The organism is Streptomyces sp. NPDC002884, assembly GCF_040295245.1.
GTDB lineage: Bacteria > Actinomycetota > Actinomycetes > Streptomycetales > Streptomycetaceae > Streptomyces.
The window spans coordinates 65,282-82,040 of the sequence record NZ_JBEOVB010000010.1 but is presented as its reverse complement, the minus strand read 5'-3'; the positions used below and the strand labels follow the sequence as shown (position 1 = coordinate 82,040).

At 71.4% G+C, this 16,759-nt stretch carries 13 protein-coding genes; 5 read left to right on the top strand and 8 right to left on the bottom strand.

All coding sequences use genetic code 11. The annotated features are described in order from the left end of the window. Nucleotides 1–26 precede the first annotated feature (26 nt). Both ABT070_RS21695 and ABT070_RS21690 read right to left on the bottom strand, forming a co-directional pair. Nucleotides 27–1,391 (bottom strand): MFS transporter, encoded by a 1,365-nt coding sequence (locus tag ABT070_RS21695; protein WP_351763063.1) that lies wholly within the window; start codon nt 1,389–1,391, stop codon nt 27–29. A 30-nt stretch (nt 1,392–1,421) separates the two neighbouring features. Further along, complete coding sequence (locus ABT070_RS21690) at nt 1,422–1,859, bottom strand: MarR family winged helix-turn-helix transcriptional regulator (protein WP_057600790.1); 438 nt, start codon at nt 1,857–1,859, stop codon at nt 1,422–1,424. 152 nt (nt 1,860–2,011) lie between these two features. On the opposite strand from ABT070_RS21690, the gene ABT070_RS21685 reads away from it, so the two are divergent. Beyond that, on the top strand, nt 2,012–2,194 hold the full coding sequence (locus tag ABT070_RS21685; RefSeq protein WP_020130247.1) for a CopG family antitoxin: 183 nt from the start codon (nt 2,012–2,014) through the stop codon (nt 2,192–2,194). A gap of 62 nt (nt 2,195–2,256) precedes the next feature. Here the strand turns inward: ABT070_RS21685 and ABT070_RS21680 are convergent, their stop codons facing one another. Then, nucleotides 2,257–3,708: an NCS2 family permease gene (locus tag ABT070_RS21680; RefSeq protein ID WP_351763058.1), complete on the bottom strand. Its 1,452-nt coding sequence runs from the start codon at nt 3,706–3,708 to the stop codon at nt 2,257–2,259. Between the two features lie 118 nt (nt 3,709–3,826). Between ABT070_RS21680 and ABT070_RS21675 the strand changes: the two genes are divergently transcribed. Both ABT070_RS21675 and ABT070_RS21670 read left to right on the top strand, forming a co-directional pair. After that, nucleotides 3,827–4,108 carry a DUF2530 domain-containing protein gene (locus ABT070_RS21675; protein WP_351763055.1) on the top strand — a complete coding sequence of 94 codons (282 nt, stop codon included), beginning with the start codon at nt 3,827–3,829 and terminating at the stop codon, nt 4,106–4,108. 133 nt (nt 4,109–4,241) lie between these two features. Beyond that, nucleotides 4,242–6,608, top strand: coding sequence for an HAD-IC family P-type ATPase (locus tag ABT070_RS21670; RefSeq protein WP_351763053.1), 2,367 nt, complete (start codon nt 4,242–4,244; stop codon nt 6,606–6,608). A 21-nt stretch (nt 6,609–6,629) separates the two neighbouring features. On the opposite strand, the gene ABT070_RS21665 is transcribed toward ABT070_RS21670, so the two are convergent. The 5 genes from ABT070_RS21665 to ABT070_RS21645 form a co-directional block, all read right to left on the bottom strand. Then, nucleotides 6,630–7,442, bottom strand: coding sequence for a hypothetical protein (locus ABT070_RS21665; RefSeq protein WP_351763050.1), 813 nt, complete (start codon nt 7,440–7,442; stop codon nt 6,630–6,632). A 207-nt stretch (nt 7,443–7,649) separates the two neighbouring features. After that, nucleotides 7,650–8,576 carry a hypothetical protein gene (locus tag ABT070_RS21660; RefSeq protein WP_351763047.1) on the bottom strand — a complete coding sequence of 309 codons (927 nt, stop codon included), beginning with the start codon at nt 8,574–8,576 and terminating at the stop codon, nt 7,650–7,652. A gap of 161 nt (nt 8,577–8,737) precedes the next feature. Further along, a complete protein-coding gene (locus ABT070_RS21655) occupies nt 8,738–9,505 on the bottom strand; it encodes a calcium-binding protein (protein WP_351763045.1) in 768 nt (255 codons plus the stop codon). 148 nt (nt 9,506–9,653) lie between these two features. Continuing rightward, nucleotides 9,654–12,845, bottom strand: a complete 3,192-nt coding sequence (locus ABT070_RS21650; RefSeq protein ID WP_351763042.1) for a sacsin N-terminal ATP-binding-like domain-containing protein — start codon at nt 12,843–12,845, stop codon at nt 9,654–9,656. A gap of 530 nt (nt 12,846–13,375) precedes the next feature. Beyond that, nucleotides 13,376–14,338 carry a DUF3027 domain-containing protein gene (locus ABT070_RS21645; RefSeq protein ID WP_351763039.1) on the bottom strand — a complete coding sequence of 321 codons (963 nt, stop codon included), beginning with the start codon at nt 14,336–14,338 and terminating at the stop codon, nt 13,376–13,378. Nucleotides 14,339–14,725: 387 nt separating this feature from the next. Between ABT070_RS21645 and ABT070_RS21640 the strand changes: the two genes are divergently transcribed. Together ABT070_RS21640 and ABT070_RS21635 are read left to right on the top strand one after the other, a co-directional pair. Further along, nucleotides 14,726–16,159 carry an MFS transporter gene (locus tag ABT070_RS21640; RefSeq protein WP_351763036.1) on the top strand — a complete coding sequence of 478 codons (1,434 nt, stop codon included), beginning with the start codon at nt 14,726–14,728 and terminating at the stop codon, nt 16,157–16,159. Nucleotides 16,160–16,233: 74 nt separating this feature from the next. Beyond that, nucleotides 16,234–16,746, top strand: coding sequence for a DUF2771 domain-containing protein (locus tag ABT070_RS21635; RefSeq protein ID WP_351763034.1), 513 nt, complete (start codon nt 16,234–16,236; stop codon nt 16,744–16,746). Nucleotides 16,747–16,759 lie beyond the last annotated feature (13 nt).

Sequence of the window (16,759 nt, the reverse complement as noted above, 5' to 3'; positions counted from 1 at the left end):
CGGGGCACGGGTGACGTCGTACGGCGTCATGCCACCGCGGCGAGTTCCCGGTTCTCCCGGGGCACGAACCGCACGCTCGGGTGGCCGCGGTTCCAGCCCACCGACAGGCGCAGGTTGCCCATCCGGGCCAGGACCAGGCCGATGGTGACGGCCGCGACGGCCGAGACGACGCCGCCCGCCGCCAGGCCCGCCCGGACGCCGTACGCGTCGGTGATCCAGCCGGCGATCGGCGCGCCGATCGGGGCGCCGCCCATGAAGACCATCATGTAGAGGGCCATCACCCGGCCGCGCATGGCCGGGTCGGTGCTCATCTGGACGCTGCTGTTGGCGGTGACGTTGACCGTCATGCCGAACATGCCGATCGGTGCCATGAGCAGGGCGAACAGCCACAGGGAGGGGGCCATGGAGGCCACGATCTCCATGGCGCCGAAGGCCACCGCCCCGGCGACCAGCACCCGCATCCGGGCCGTGCCGCGCCGGGCCGCGAGCAGGGCGCCCGCCAGGGAGCCCACCGCCATCAGCGTGTTGAACAGGCTGTAGGAGCCCGCGCCCGCGTGGAAGACGTCGTCGGCGAAGGCGGAGAGGTAGACGGGGAAGTTGAAGCCGAAGGTGCTGACGAACCCGACCAGGACGATCGTCCAGATCAGCTCGGGGCGCCCGGCGACGTAGTGGAGCCCCTCGCGCAGCTGGCCCTTGCCGCGGGGGGCGCGGTGGACGGCGTGCAGTTCGCGCGAGCGCATCAGCAGCAGGCCGGCGAGGGGGGCGACGAAGGACAGTCCGTTGAGGAGGAACGCCCAGCCGGTCCCCACGCCGGTGATCATCACGCCTGCCACCGCGGGGCCGACCAGCCGCGCCGACTGGAAGTTCGCGGAGTTGAGGCTGACCGCGTTCTGGAGCTGGTCGGGGCCGACCATCTCGGAGACGAAGGTCTGGCGGGCCGGGTTGTCCAGGACGGTCGCGAGGCCCACGGCGAAGGCGGCGACGTAGACGTGCCAGACCTGGACGTGGCCGGAGAGGGTGAGGACGGCGAGCGCGATGCCGGTGAGGGCCATCGCGGACTGGGTGAACAGCAGCGTCCGGCGCTTGGGCAGCCGGTCGACGAGCACACCGCCGTAGAGCCCGAAGAGCAGCATCGGCAGGAACTGGAGGGCTGTCGTGACGCCGACGGCGGTCGCGGAGCCGGTGAGGCTGAGGACCAGCCAGTCCTGGGCGATGCGCTGCATCCAGGTGCCGATGTTGGACACGACCTGGCCCATGAAGAACAGGCGGTAGTTCCTGACCTTCAGCGAGCTGAACATGGATGACTTGCGGGCGCCCGTGGCGGGCTGCTCGGCAAGGGTCTCGTGGGTGGTCGGTGCGGGGGCGGAGTCTGCTCCGGATCCCGAACTCAAAAGGGTCGCCTCCTCGTGGCTGACGGCTGTCTACAGATGTGCGAGTTTCTCCAGCACGGGGGCGGCGGCGCGCAGTTTCGCCCACTCGTCCTCGTCGAGGCCGTCGACCAGGGTGGCCAGGAAGGCGTTCCGCTTGGCGCGGCTCTCCTCGAGCATGGCCTCGGCCTGCTCGGTCTTGGTGACGACCTTCTGGCGCCGGTCCTCGGGGTGCGGCTCCAGCCGGACCAGCCCCTTGGCCTCCAACAGGGCCACGATGCGGGTCATCGACGGCGGCTGCACATGCTCCTTGCGGGCGAGCTCGCCCGGGGTGGCACTGCCGCAGAGGGAGAGGGTGCCGAGCACCGACATCTCGGTGGGGCTCAGCGACTCGTCGACCCGCTGGTGCTTGAGCCGACGGGACAGCCGCATCACGGCTGAACGCAGGGAGTTCACGGCGGCAGCATTGTCGCCATGGGTGAGGTCAGGCATCTCTTTAGGATAACTCATTACTCTGGCTAAACAAGCTGGGGGGTACCGGGATTCCCCAGGACCCCGGCCGCGGAAACCTCTCCATCACTCGAACGAGTGAGTAGGCAGCGGAAAGCGGCCGGACTGCGGTACGGGCCCGCGACCCTCGTCCCATGGGGACCAGTGTGCTCAGCCTGCGGATAGACGAGGAGCTGCTCGAGCGGCTCCGGCAGCATGCCGCGAAAAGGGGAATGAGCGTCCAGGACTATGTCGTCCAGACGCTCATTCGCGATGACTTCGACGAGCGGTTCCAGACCGCCGTCGAGGAGACGGAGAAGTTCTACGGGCTCACCTGAGCCCCGGGCCCTGGGCCGCGGCGGGCGGACGGGCGGGGATCAGGTGAGGCCGAGGGCCGGCATCAGGTGAGGCCGAGGGCCGGCATCAGGTAGTAGAAGGCGAAGACGGCGGAGACCACGTACATCGGCACCGGGACCTCCCGGCCACGCCCGGCCGCCAGGCGCAGCACCACGAAGGTGATGAAGCCCATGCCGATGCCGTTGGTGATCGAGTAGGTGAACGGCATCATCACCATGGTGATGAAGGCCGGGACGGCGATGGTGGGGTCGGCCCAGTCGATCTCCTTGACCGAGCCCGCCAGGATCAGGAAGCCCACCGCGAGCAGGGCCGGGGTGGCGGCCTGGGACGGGACCATCGTGGCGACCGGCGTGAGGAACAGCGCGACGGTGAAGAGGCCGCCGGTGACGATGTTCGCGAGGCCGGTGCGGGCGCCCTCGCCGACGCCGGCCGTGGACTCCACGAAGGCGGTGGTGGCGGAGGAGGAGCTGGCACCGCCCGCGGCGACCGCGAGGCCGTCGACGAAGAGGACCTTGTTGATGCCGGGCATCTCGCCCTGGGCGTTGGTCAGCTTGGCCTCGTCGCTGACGCCCATGATCGTGCCCATCGCGTCGAAGAAGCACGACAGCAGGACCGTGAAGACGAAGAGGATGCCGGTCAGGACGCCGACCTTGCCGAAGCCGCCGAAGAGGCTGAACTCGCCGATGAGCCCGAAGTCGGGGGTGGCGACGGGGTTGCCGGGCCACTCGGGGGTGGTGAGACCCCAGGACGGGATCGTCGCCACCGCGTTGATGATCAGCGCGAGAACCGTCATCGCGACGATCGAGATGAGGATCGCGCCGGGCACCTTGCGGGTGATCAGGGCCAGCGTGAGCAGGGCGCCCAGGATGAAGACGAGGACCGGCCAGCCGTTCAGGTGACCGTCGGCGCCGAGCTGGAGCGGGACGGTGGTGTGGGCGGCGTCCGGGATACGGCTGACGAAGCCGGAGTCGACGAGCCCGATCAGCATGATGAACAGGCCGATACCGATGCTGATCGCCTTGCGCAGGCCGAAGGGCACCGCGTTCATGACGCGCTCACGCAGACCGGTGGCGACCAGGAGCATGACCACGAAGCCCGCGAGCACGACCATGCCCATGGCGTCCGCCCAGGACATCCGGGGCGCGAGCTGGAGGGCGACCACCGAGTTCACGCCGAGGCCGGCGGCCAGCGCGATGGGCACGTTGCCGATCACGCCCATGAGGAGCGTGGTGAAGGCGGCCGTCACACAGGTGGCGGTGACCAGCTGACCGTTGTCGAGCTGATGCCCGTACATGTCCTTCGCGCTGCCGAGGATGATCGGGTTCAGCACGATGATGTACGCCATCGCGAAGAAGGTGGCGAAGCCGCCCCGGATCTCGCGGGGCAGGCTGCTGCCCCGTTCGGTGATCCTGAAGTAGCGGTCGAGGGCGCCGAAGAGGGGCGTGGCTCCCGGCTGTTCAGGGGCGGGGACCTTGGCGGGGGCCGACGTGGGCATGTTTTTGGAGTTTCCTACGAAGAGAAGTGGTCAGTACCAAACCGTTTCAGTATGAACATATAACGTTCGGATCGGCCATCTCCGCGCGTAGACCCGACTGCCTCGTAAGCTGAGCACCATGAAGAAGTGGATCCCTGAACACGAGGCGCCGGAACCCCTGGAGGGCCCCGTGGTCGCGACCGTCACCGGCGGCACGATCCTCTGGTTCGTCCTCTTCCTCGTCCAGCTCCCCTTCTACGGCTGGTACGACGACCACGGCCATGTGTGGTGGATCTGGACCTGCCTCGCGGGAGCCGGACTCGGCCTCATCGGCATCTGGTACGTCCGCAAACGGGACGCGGCGATCAAGCGGGACGCGGCGCGCGGGCCGGCCGAGCCCGTGGGCCCGGTCACCGACTAGGGGCTGTCCCCCAGACAGGTACCGGGGGGCGCTACTACCGAGGTACCGGACGGCTCGACGGCCGTCCTCCCGAGGTCGGATCTTCGGCGTTCTCAGGGGGTGAACCCCCAGATCCGCACGTACCGTCGATCCCATGGCCCACACCGAAGCACCCGCCTCCGCGCCGACGGCGACCGGCCTCACCGCCGCCGAGGTCGCGGACCGGGTCGCGCGCGGTCAGGTGAACGACGTACCCGTCCGCAGCAGCCGCTCCGTCGGCGAGATCGTCCGGGCGAACGTCTTCACCCGGTTCAACGCGATCATCGGCGTCCTCTGGGTGGTCATGCTGTTCGTCGCGCCCATCCAGGACGGCCTGTTCGGCTTCGTCATCCTCGCCAACACCGGCATCGGCATCATCCAGGAGTGGCGCGCGAAGCAGACCCTGGACTCCCTCGCGGTCGTCGGCGAGGCCCGGCCCACCGTCCGTCGCGACGGCACGGCCGTCGAGGTCTCCACCTCGGAACTCGTCCTGGACGACCTCATCGAGATCGGGCCCGGGGACAAGGTCGCCGTGGACGGGGTGTGCGCCGAGGCGGACGGACTGGAGATCGACGAGTCACTGCTCACCGGCGAGGCCGACCCCGTCGTCAAACGGCCGGGCGACCAGGTCATGTCGGGCAGCTTCGTGGTGGCCGGCGGCGGCGCCTTCCAGGCCACGAAGGTCGGCCGGGAGGCCTACGCCGCCCAGCTCGCCGAGGAGGCCTCCCGCTTCACGCTCGTCCACTCCGAGCTGCGCTCCGGCATCTCCACGATCCTCAAGTACGTGACCTGGATGATGGTCCCGGCCGCGATCGGCCTGGTCGTCACGCAGCTCTTCGTCAAGGACAACGACCTCAAGGAGTCCATCGCCCGCACCGTCGGGGGCATCGTCCCGATGGTCCCCGAGGGGCTCGTCCTGCTCACCTCGGTCGCCTTCGCGATCGGCGTCATCCGACTCGGCCGAAAACAGTGCCTGGTACAGGAGCTGCCGGCCATCGAGGGCCTCGCCCGCGTCGACACGGTCTGCCTGGACAAGACCGGCACGCTCACCGAGGGCGGTATGGACGTCACCGGGCTGAGCACCCTCGACGGCTACGACGAGTCGTACGTACGCCGGGTGCTCGGGGCGCTCGGCGAGTCCGACCCGAGGCCGAACGCCTCGCTCCAGGCGATCATCGACGCCTACCCGGACGCCGAGGACTGGCGCTGCACCGAGTCCCTGCCCTTCTCCTCCGCCCGCAAGTACAGCGGCGCCAGTCTCAGCGAGGGCAACGGGGAGAACGGCACCTGGCTGCTGGGGGCGCCGGACGTGCTGCTGGACGACGGCGATCCCGCCCTCGCCGAGACCGAGCGGCTCAACGAGCAGGGTCTGCGGGTGCTGCTGCTGGCCCGTGCCGCCCGCGACCTCGACGACCCCGAGCCCGCACGCGGCGCCAGGCCCGCCGCACTCGTCGTACTCGAACAGCGGCTGCGGCCGGACGCCGCCGACACCCTGCGCTACTTCGCCGAGCAGGACGTGCGCGCCAAGGTCATCTCCGGCGACAACGCGGTGTCGGTGGGGGCGGTGGCCGCGAAGCTCGGGCTGGACGGCCGTACGGTGGACGCGCGCCGGCTGCCCGCCGAGCCGGAGGGCATGGGCCGGGCCCTGGACGAGGGCACGGTGTTCGGCCGGGTCACCCCGCAGCAGAAGCGGGACATGGTCGGCGCGCTGCAGTCCCGCGGACACACGGTCGCGATGACCGGGGACGGCGTCAACGACGTCCTCGCGCTGAAGGACGCCGACATCGGCGTCGCGATGGGCTCGGGGTCCGAGGCCACCCGGGCGGTCGCGCAGATCGTGCTGCTGAACAACAGCTTCGCGACCCTGCCGTCGGTGGTGGCGGAGGGCCGGCGGGTCATCGGCAACATCACCCGGGTGGCGACCCTCTTCCTGGTGAAGACGGTCTACTCGGTGCTGCTGGCCCTGCTGGTGGTCTGCTGGCAGGTCGAGTACCCCTTCCTGCCCAGGCACCTGACCCTGCTGTCCACCCTCACGATCGGTATCCCGGCCTTCTTCCTGGCCCTCGCCCCCAACACGGAACGGGCCCGGCCGCACTTCGTACGACGGGTGATGCGGTACTCGATCCCGGGCGGGGTGGTGGCCGGGGTCGCGACCTTCGCCACCTATCTGGTCGCCCGTCACCACTACACCGGTGAGGGCTCCCTGGAGGCCGAGACCAGTGCGGCGACCCTCACGCTGTTCCTGATCTCGATGTGGGTGCTGGCGATCATCGCCCGCCCCTACACCTGGTGGCGGGTGGTGCTGGTGGCCTCGATGGGCGGGGCGTTCGTGCTGGTGCTGGTGGTCCCGTGGCTCCAGGACTTCTTCGCGCTGAAGCTGGTCGGGATGACCATGCCATGGATCGCGGTCGGGGTGGCGGCGGTGGCGGCGGCCGCCCTGGAGATCTCCTGGAAATGGGTCGACCGCCGCTTTCCCGCCTAGCCGTTGTTCCTGTCCCGGCTGCTACTTGACGTCGACGAAGTCGCCCGCCGCGCTGACCGCCGGGGTCGTCGTGGTGCCGGCGAAGCTGTAGCGGTAGTAGCCGTCGGCGGCGGCCTTGACCGTGGTCTTCAGGGCGCCGGTCGAGCTGGTCTTCACGGTCTTGACCGTGGTGTAGGTGGTGCTGCCCTTCTTCTTGAACTGGAGCTTCACCGGCTGGGCCGCGTAACCGCCGAGCTTGTTGGTGTCCCAGTTGGCGCGGGTCAGCTTGCCCGTGATGGTGAGGGTCTTGCCCTTCTTCACCGGCTCGGGCGTGGCGTCGGCCGTCAGCTGCGCCTGGCGCTGCACGTTGACGGCGCCCAGGTTGCTCTGCCACTTGAGGTCGGCTTCGCTGTCGGCGTCGTGCGGGACGGCGAGGGCGCCCACCTTCCAGGTGCCGGCCTGGCTGTTGGCCAGGTCGTCGTACGCGCTGGAGGCGGTGGGACGGAACTGGATCTTGGCGGTGCAGCTGAGGACCGTCGTGGAGACGGCCTTGCAGGTGCCCGGCTCGTCACCGGCGATGATCTGGGAGTTCGCGCCGAGCGCGGTACCCCGGTAGAGCATCGGGCCGTTGTCGAAGGAGCTCGCGCTGAGGCTCGCGGGCTTCGTCACGGTGTACGTGGCGGTGACGGTGACCTTGGCCGAGGGGCCGACCACGACGGCCTTGCCCGCGTTGACCTTCATGGCGGAGAAGGTGACGTTCGGCGCCGCCGTCGGAGCGGCCTGGGCGGCCGGGACGGCGAGGGCGGAGAGAGCGAGGGCGCCGGAGGAGGCGACCACGAGGGCGCGTATGCGCATTGCGTTCCCCAGTTGGAGGAGAGATCTCGGAGTCTGTTGACCCATCGGGTGAGATCCATGACGGACGGGGCCGGTTGTACGGCGGGAGGTAAGAGTGGAGGAAGAGCGCAGGGCGAGCGCAGGAAGAGCGCAGGGCGAGCGGCGAACGGCCGGCCCCGGAGGTCCGGGGCCGGCCGCTCTCGCTACGGCGTCCTGTTTCTCGGCGTCCTACTTGACGTCGACGAAGTCGCCCGCGGCCTTGACCGCCGGGGCGGTCGTGGTGCCGACGAAGCTGTAGCGGTAGTAGCCGTCCACGCCCGCCTTGACGGTGGTCTTCAGAGCGCCGGTCGAGGTGGTCTTGACCGACTTCACCGTGGTGTACGTGGTGGAGTTCTTCTTGCGGAACTGGAGCTGGGCGTAGACGCCGGAGTAACCGGTGTACTTGCCGCTGTCCCAGTTGGCACGGGTCAGGCTGCCCGTGACGGTGATGGTCTTGCCCTTCTTCACCGGCTCCGGCGCGGCGTTGACCGTCAGCTTCGACAGCCGCTGGAGCTTGGTGGTGGCCAGGGCGTCGCCCTCGGCGTAACCGACCTTGGTCCAGTCGATGTCGTCGGTGGTGTACGGGTCGACGTCGTTCCAGTCGATGACGTAGCCGAGCGCCTTCCAGGTGGTGGCGTCGGCGTTGACCAGCTCCTCACCCGGGTAGATGTCGAGGGTGCCCTTGCAACTGGCGACCGTGGCCGAGGTGTTGGTGCAGGACGGCCAGTCGTCGCCGACCAGGATGTTGGCCGGGCTGCTGTACGAGCCGCGGTAGATGACCAGGTCCAGCTCGGTGTCGTCGGCGGTGACGTCGACGTCCGCGCCGTGCGTGACCGTGAAGGTGACCGGGACCGTGACCTTGGCGCTGGTGCCGCCGACGATCGGCTTGCCGCTGTTGATCTTGACGTTGCCGAACTTGGCGTCCAGCGCGTAGGGGGTGCCGGTGTCGGCGGTGGCACCGGTGAAGGCGTTCTGGCCGGAGGTGGCCGCGTGCAGGGCCTTCAGGGTGTCGACGGGGTTGTGCGTGTCGCTACCTGTGGCCTGCGCGGCCGGCACGGCGAAGGCGGACAGGGCCAGGGCGCCGGTGACGGCGGCCACGGTGGCTCGTATGCGCATGAATGTCCCAAGGGGATCAAGGGGCTCTCCGGGCGGGTGCCACCAGCGAGCCCAAGTGGTCGACGAGCCTGTCGGCTCGCATGATCAGATTCCTGAAACCGGGAAATGGTTGTACATGAAACGTCTTCCCGGACGATCGGCCGTTCCGGAGTGCGGGTGTGCTACTTGACGTCGACGAAATCGCTCGCGGCCGTGACCGCCGCCGTGGTCGTGTTGCCCACGAAGGTGTAGCGGTAGTTGCCGTCCGCCGTCGCCTTGACGGTGGTCTTCAGACCGCCGGTGGAGGTCGTCTTGACGGTCTTCAGGGTGCTCCACTTGGTGGAGCCCTTCTTCTTGTACTGGAGCTGCACCGACTGGGCGCCGTAGCCGCCGAACTTGAGCGTCTCCCAGTTGGCGCGGGTGAGGGAGCCGGTCACGGTGATCGTCTTGCCCTTCTTCACCGGCTCCGGCGTCGCGTTGACCGTCAGCTTGGAGACGCGCTGGAAGTGGAAGGAACCGGCCTTCTCCTTCCACACGAAGTCGCCGTCGTTGGCGTCGATCCACGCGTCGACGTACCAGGTGCCGGCGTTCTTGTTGCTGAAGTAGTCGGTCCTCGGGTCCACCTTCACGGAGGCGGTGCACGTGGAGGTGGTGGCGTTGACCTTCTTGCAGGTCGGGGTGCCGGTCATCTCGAAGCCGTAGTCGGGGCCGGTCAGCGTGAAGTGCTCGGCGCTCTTGATGCCGGAGCCGTCCGTGGCGGTCACGCTGATGGAGATGGTCTTCGCCGCGTTGGTGGAGACGGGCACCTTGTTGTCACCGTCGACGACCACCTTCGTGATCCGGGTGTCGCCGGTACCGCCGTCGCTCGGCGCCGCCTGCGCGGCGGGAACGGCCAGGCCCGCGAGGGCCAGAGCGCCGAAGGAGACGGCGGCGGTCGCGCGGATGCGCATAGGTTTTCCCCCCGTTGAAAAACGTGATTCACGGGAAGAGACTCGTACCCCTGTCCGACGGTTGCACGTTCGATGGAGAAATCGCGGAGAATATGTGAGCGCCCCCGCGCATCCCCGCGAGGGCGCTCACACCCGGACCGTGACGCGGTCAGTCGAACCAGCGGTCGCGGGCCAACTCCGCGGTCCGGGACGGGTCCTCGAGCAGGGCGGCGACCTCGAAGCGGCGCGGCCACTGCCTCGCCGCCCAGGCGAGTCCGGCGGCGACACCCTCCAGGGTCGCGGCGTGCAGGACACCGTCGTCGGTCAGCCGCCAGTCGATCTCCACGCCGTCGACGACGAGTTCCTCGTGCTCGACGTACGTGGCGGGCGTGCGCGGCCCGAGCAGCACCCGCACCGAATCCGGTACGTCGTGCTCGACGCCCTCGGAGTCGACCCGTCCCGTCACGGACTCGCTCAGCCGCCGCACCTGGAACAGCTCCGCCAGTTCGGCGGCCCGGGACGGCCGCACCGGAAGCAGCGGCACCCCCTCGGTGAAGGGCAGCAGATCGGGCGAGTCGACGACGACGGCGGCCGCCGCGTCCACGACGTCGACCCGGCCGTCGACGACCGCCCGCAGCTCGTCCGGGAGGGTCACCCGCTCGGGATCCAGCTCGGCCAACGCACCGTAGAGACCGTGCAGTTGGGCCGCCGTGACGGGGCGCTCCGGATCGGCGAGGCGGTCGAGGAGTTCGGCGGCGCCGCCGGGCTCGTCGAGGAGCGCGGCCACGGAGGTCCGCACGCCGAGGGCGCGCAGCACCTGCTCGTCGTCGAAACCGGTCGCGTCGGCCTCCTCGTACAGCCCGTGCAGCAGCGGATCCCCGCCGGCCGCCAGCAGACCGGCCGGACGACGGCCGTCGAGCACCGGATTCCCGCGCAGCCACCAGGCGGTGTAAGGCCTGACGACCTCGTGGGTGCCGTCGGGCAGCAGGATCCGGACGGGCTGGGTGAGGGCGTCCCGCAGGGGCGGCCGGGCGAGCAGCGCGAGGGCCTGCGGCCAGCAGTCGTCGTCGACGAGGTCGAGGTCGCGGACGGCGACCAGTTCGGTGGCGACCGGGGGCACCGGGCTGTCGGGGAACCGGTCGAGGATGTCCTCGCACCACACGTCGACGGCGTCCAGCAGGCCCGCGTCGTCGGACTCGGCGAAGTCCCCCTCGCGGGGCTCCAGTTCGTCCGGGTCGAGGACGACGTCGGTGGCGCGGACGAGCGCGAAGTTCGCGAGGACGCCACAGGCGGCGAGGGGCTGTTCGCCCCACCGGTCCGCCAGTTCGGCATCGACGTGGGCGAGTTCGTCCTCCCGGATGACGGAGGCGAACGGGCTGCCCGGCAGCACCAGTTCGCCGGCGGGCACGAGTTCCCCGTCCTCGTCGGGCAGCGCGAGGGCGCCGAGCCAGGGTTCGTCGCCGGGTTCCAGGCGCGCGTCGCGGACCAGCGCGAGCACGGTGTCGGCGAGCTCCTCGGCGTCCGGGGTGTCCTGGTCGTCCCAGGCGCCGCGGTCGTCGTCCAGGGACGCGGCGACGGCGGCCCGCACCTGCGGGGTGGTCAGGACGGCGCGGGGGGTGGCGGGCAGGGCGCCGAGCTTCTCCAGGAGGGGGTGCACCGCGTCCTGGTGGGCGACCTTGAGGCCGAGGCGGGCGAGGATCTCCGGGTCGGGACCGGCCGCGTCCGCGGTGGGCAGCAGCACCTGGCGGGGACCGATGGTGGTCCGCACTCCCCCGGTACCGAAGGCCTGGGAGGTACCCCCGGCCAGCGGCACCGGCAGCCCCGAGAGCCGGTCCGGGTCCACACCGGCCAGGCTGTCGTAGAGCCGGTACCACCACTGCGGGTCCTTCTCCAGGCCGGCCAGCCGGTCCACCGCGTCGGCGAGCGGGACCCGGGCGACGCCGAGCGTGCGCAGCTCGACGCGCCGCTCCAGCCCGGCGGGCAGCAGGGTGGGCAGCACCTCCGCCAGTACCCGCACGGTGTCGGCGCCGGCGCCCTCGACCACCTCGGCGTCCCGGGGGCGGAGGGCTTCCGGGAACTCGACCGCGTCGTCGCCCTCGTCCACGTCGTCGGGAACGGGCCGGACGGCGGGCGGCAGGAAGGCGGTCTTCGGCAGCCGCTCGAGGATGGCCTGGCGCAGCGCCCCGTCGAGCTCCCCCTTGCCCAGCGGCCCGGGCACGAGGTCGATGATCCCGGCGCCCACCGGACGCCAGCCGGCGAGGAGTTCGGCGTACGCGTCCGCCGCGCGCTGCACCAGATGGTCGGTGAGCGGGCCGGGGGCGGCGTGCCGGCGGGTGGTGTCGAGCGGGAAGGAGGCGATGAGCAGGGCGGGGACGCCGAGGGGCTCGTCGCTGGGGGTGGGGGCGTGCACGACGGGGGTCGTGCGGGGCCGGGCGGGCGAACCGTCGTCGTCGACCGGTACGGCCCAGGTGACCGACCAGTGGGGGCGCAGCCGCTCCTCCACCGGGCGGTCGACGAGGAGGTCGGGCGTGAGGGGGCCGTGCGCGGCGACGACGCGCCAGCGGGTGGTCCCGTCCCGTGTGTCCGCGACGACGGTGAGGGCGTCGTCGTCGGCGTCGGTGTCCCGGCGCAGGACGCGGGGCGCGGCGTCGCCGATCTCGATCACGACCTCCCCCAGGCCCGGGAGGGCGAGGAGGAGGGCGTCGTCGACGGCGGCGAGGAGACGTTCGGCCAGGTCGGCGGCGGCGGTGTCCCGCAGGGGCAGGATGACGGCCGTGTCGTAGGGGTCGGGCGCGGTGCCCTGGGCGGCGAAGGGGAGCCGGAGCAGGGGCACATGGCCGTCCCGCCGCCGGACCTCGTCGCCGAGCCCCGGGCTGTGCCGGGCGGTCTCGGAGGCGAGCGCGCGGGCCTCGGCCAGATCCCAGCGGACACCGCCGTGCCGCCCGACGACGGCGGGCTCGTCGGTGACGGCGAGGACGGCGGCGAAGCCGACGCCGAACCGTCCGACGGCCACGGCCGACTGCCGAGCCTCCCGCTTGGCGGAGGCACGCAGGGTGGCGAGGGACTCCACACCGGTGGCGTCCAGGGGTGCGCCGGTGTTGGCGGCGACGAGGACACCGTCCCGGAGGGTGAGCCGCAGCCGTCCCGGCACGCCGGCCCTGGCAGCGGCGTCGGCGGCGTTCTGAGCGAGCTCGACGACGAGCCGGTCCCGGTACCCGCCGAGGACGAGGTCCTCCTCGGCGTTGGCGTCCTCCCGGAATCGGGCGGGGCTCGTGGCCCAGGCGTCCAGTACTCCGCGACGCAGGCGGGCCGTGCCGAAGGGGTCCGCGCCCTCGGGTGCCGGCCGCACGAACTTGCTCACGTTCACTCTCCTCATCGGCGTGGGCTCGAAGGTACCGCGCGGCGGAGTGACGGCAGAACGCCCCGCAGAGCCGTGCCCGGGCCCCGGGCACCCCCTACATCACAATCACACAACGACTACGGGCCCCGGCCGCCGAGCAGGGCGGGACGGGCCCCGCGTGGACCTCCGCGTGGGCCCCGGGAGCAGCGAGGACGGCGCCATGGACGGCCCGGGAAGGGCGGCCCCCGGGATGGGCTCCGGGATGGGCTCCGGATGGGCCCTGAGGTGCCCCCGGAGGACCTCGAACGGCCCCGGAGGCCCTAGGGGGCCCGAGGGAGCCGAGTGGCGCCAGGGGCCCGCTCACGCAGACCCGGGAGCCGCGTCGGAGGATGGGTGGCCCCGAGGACCTGCGGCCGTACCGCCGGAGCGGCTTCGGAAGGCCCCGGAGCCCCAGGAGCAGCGGGAACGGCGTCAGGGAGCGCCGCGAAAAGCCCGAGGAGCCGGCGGCACCAGAGGCTCCTGGTGCCACTGCGCGGGGGCGGGCCCAGCCCCTAGGAGTGACCCAGTTCCGCCGCGTCCTCGTCCGTCGTGTCCGGCACGGAACCCGAGTCCGGTGCCGGGCGGAGGGGGAACGGGTCGACCCGGGTCTCGTCGATCACCGGGGGAGCCGGCCGCGGGGGCGTCGGCATGACCGCCGCCTCCGAGTGACCGCCGCAGCCGTACGCCAGGGAGACCACCCGGCCGTCGGCCGGGGAGAACTCGTTGGCGCAGACCCCGAAGGCCTGACCGAGGGAGCCGCCGATGGGAGTGAGGAAACCGCAGCTCACACAGGCCGCGGGGGCCGCCTGGGCCATGGGCGTCTTGGGGCCGAAGCCGTCCTCCCAGCGGTCGGCCGCGGTGTGCAGACCGTAGCGGGAGAGGACCCGGGCGCGACGCAGACCCAGTTCCTCGGCGACCGCGGCGATGGTGCCCCGGCGCGGAGCCGACGGCAGGGCCGCGGGCCCGGTCGGCGTCACCTCCGCGTCCTCCGCCTCCACCAGCTCGGCCATCTCCTCGGAGAGGGGCGAGTTCGGCGTCGGCTCGTCCGAGTCGAAGTAGCCCGGCTGCAGGCGCGGATCGTCCTCGCCGGTGTAGCCGGACTCCAGACGCAGGTCCTCCGCGTCCGTGGGCAGGAGGTCGCCGGGGCCCATGTCGCCGGGGCGCAGCCGGTCGCTCCACGGAACCCATTCGGGGGCCAGGACCGCGTCCGGGCCGGGCAGCAGCACCACCTCGTCGAGCGTGACGGCCTTGGCACGCGAGGCCCGGGCCACCGTCGCCGCCCAGCGCCAGCCTCGGTAGCCCAGTTCCTTGCACTCGAAGTAGTGGGTGACCACCCGGTCGCCCTCGGAGACCAGCCCCGCATGCTCACCGACCACGCCGGGGGCGGCTGCCTCCTCGGCTGCGGCACGTGCGAGGTCGACGGCCTCGGCGCACAGGCGGTCGGGTGTGCGGCTTCGCGTGGTCGCTGCGCTCACAGGTATCGCTTCTCTCCTACGCCGTCTCTCGGTGCGCCGGCCTGAAGGCGGCGGGTGCGAACGGAGCGGCTGGGGGTACCTCCCAGGCTCTTCAAGCACTGGGGGAGGGCCGCGTCGACGTCCGCGCCCGATCGCGCTCGGGCGCACCTGCTGTCATCCATTCTGCGGGATGGCCGGGAGGCGCGCGGCCGAGAACAATCGCCACGGCGCGCTACGCACGCTACCTGCTCGCGGACGCTCGGCCTACACCGACGGGACGTTTCCCGCTCACAGAAGCCGCCGAACCACCGCCGAACCCCCTCCCGACCGGCCCGGCGCGGCGACGATCACACGCCCATACGCGCGGTAACCGCACTACGTACCGCTTTTCCGGGGCACTATGACGGGGTGGCAGCCGCGAGGACACCCCAGGGCGCCACCGGGATCGGTGCGACGAAGGGGAACAAGGGGAGGAGCCGGGTGAGCGGTTCGGGCCGGATGAGCGGGTCCGTCCGCGCGGTCGGCCGTGCCCTGCACTTCCCGTTCACCGGCACCGCCCGCGGGATCCGCAAGGCCACGCACGCGCACGGCGCCGGCGAGTCCGGCCTCGGCAAGCTGATCGAGCTGCACGGCGTGAACGGCGCCGGCGATGTCATGATCACCATCGCGCTCGCCTCCACCGTGTTCTTCTCGGTGCCCACGGACGAGGCCCGCGGGCGCGTCGCGCTGTACCTCGCCATCACCATGGCCCCCTTCACCGTCCTCGCCCCCGTGATCGGCCCCCTGCTCGACCGGCTGCCGCACGGACGCCGCGCCGCCATGGCCGGGGCCATGCTCGCCCGGGCGCTCCTCGCGCTCGTGCTGTCCGGCGCCGTCGTCACCGGCAGCATCGAGATGTATCCGGCAGCGCTCGGCGTGCTCGTCGCCTCCAAGGCGTACGGGGTGGTCAGAAGCGCCGTCGTGCCCCGGCTGCTGCCGCCCCGGTTCTCCCTGGTCAAGGCCAATTCGCGGGTCACCCTGGGCGGTCTCCTCGCCACCGGGATCGCCGCGCCCGTCGGGGCGGGGCTCCAGGCCCTCGGGCCGCGCTATCCGCTCTACGGCGCCTTCCTGATCTTCGTGGCCGGTACGTTCCTGTCCTTCTCGCTGCCCCGCAAGGTGGACTCCGCCAAGGGCGAGGCCGTGGCGCTGCTCGCCGCCGACGAGCAGCACCTGCACGGCCCGCATCGGCAGCCGGTGAAGCGGCCGGGCCTCAGGACCGTCGGCATCGCCGTCACACACGCCCTCGGCGCCAACGCGGCGCTGCGCTGGCTGTCCGGGTTCCTGACCTTCTTCCTGGCGTTCCTGCTGCGCGAGCACCCGCTGACCGGGCAGAGCGCGGCCGTGTCGCTGGGCATGGTGGCGGTGTCGGCGGGCGTGGGCAACGCGCTCGGTACGGCGGTGGGGGCGTGGCTGCGTTCCAAGGCCCCGGAGCTGATCATCGTGACGGTCGTGGCCGTCGTGCTGGGCGCGACGATCACCGCCGCGGTGTTCTTCGGGGCGTTCCTCGTGGCGTGCATGGCGGCGGTCGCCGGGTTCTCGCAGGCCCTGGCGAAGCTGTCGCTGGACGCGCTGATCCAGCGGGACGTGCCCGAGCTGGTGCGCACCTCGGCGTTCGCCCGCTCGGAGACGATGCTCCAGGTGTGCTGGGTGTTCGGCGGCGCGGTCGGCATCGTGATGCCGCTGAACGGCGCGCTGGGCCTGTCGGTGGCCGCGGCGGTGGTCGCGCTGGGCTGGCTGACCACGGTCCGCGGTCTGCTGTCCTCGGTGCGGCACGGAAGCGGTGCGAAGCCCCGCGTGGCGTAACCGCGTGGCCCAACACACAGCCACGCCGCCCCCCACGTAAAGAGACGGCCGGGCGTGCCCGATAGCCTTCCGCCATGACCACGTTGCCCCGCGGCGGAGCCGCTGATGTACCTGGCGTCGCGCGACGCCGTCGCGTCGTCGCCGCCGCCGGCGCCGTTTCCGCCGGACTGCTCGTCCTGTCGGCCTGCGACAAGCCGACGCCGCTGTCCACGATCACCGTCGGCCGCACCTCGGTCAGCGCCGAGGCCACCTGTGGCGGGGAGGGCGAGACCCTCCAGGCCGCCGCGCTGACCAAGTGCCTCGCGGACAAGGACATCAAGTCGATCACCGTCGACCCGGACGAGACCGTCCGCTTCGGCGTCGACCCCGACGTGGCCGACAAGCGCTGGACGATCCTGATGAACGGTCAGCCGCTCACCGAGGACAGCGACAAGACCTACCGCACGATCCCGGGCAGCGTGTTCTTCAACGCCCAGTACGGCGCCCAGGGCGACTCCACCCTCGTCTCCATCAAGGCCGGCGACGGGAAGAAGGACAGCCAGGCGGTGACCGGCCTGTGGTCGTTCAAGCTCAAGAAGGACGACTGACCACGTCCGCCAC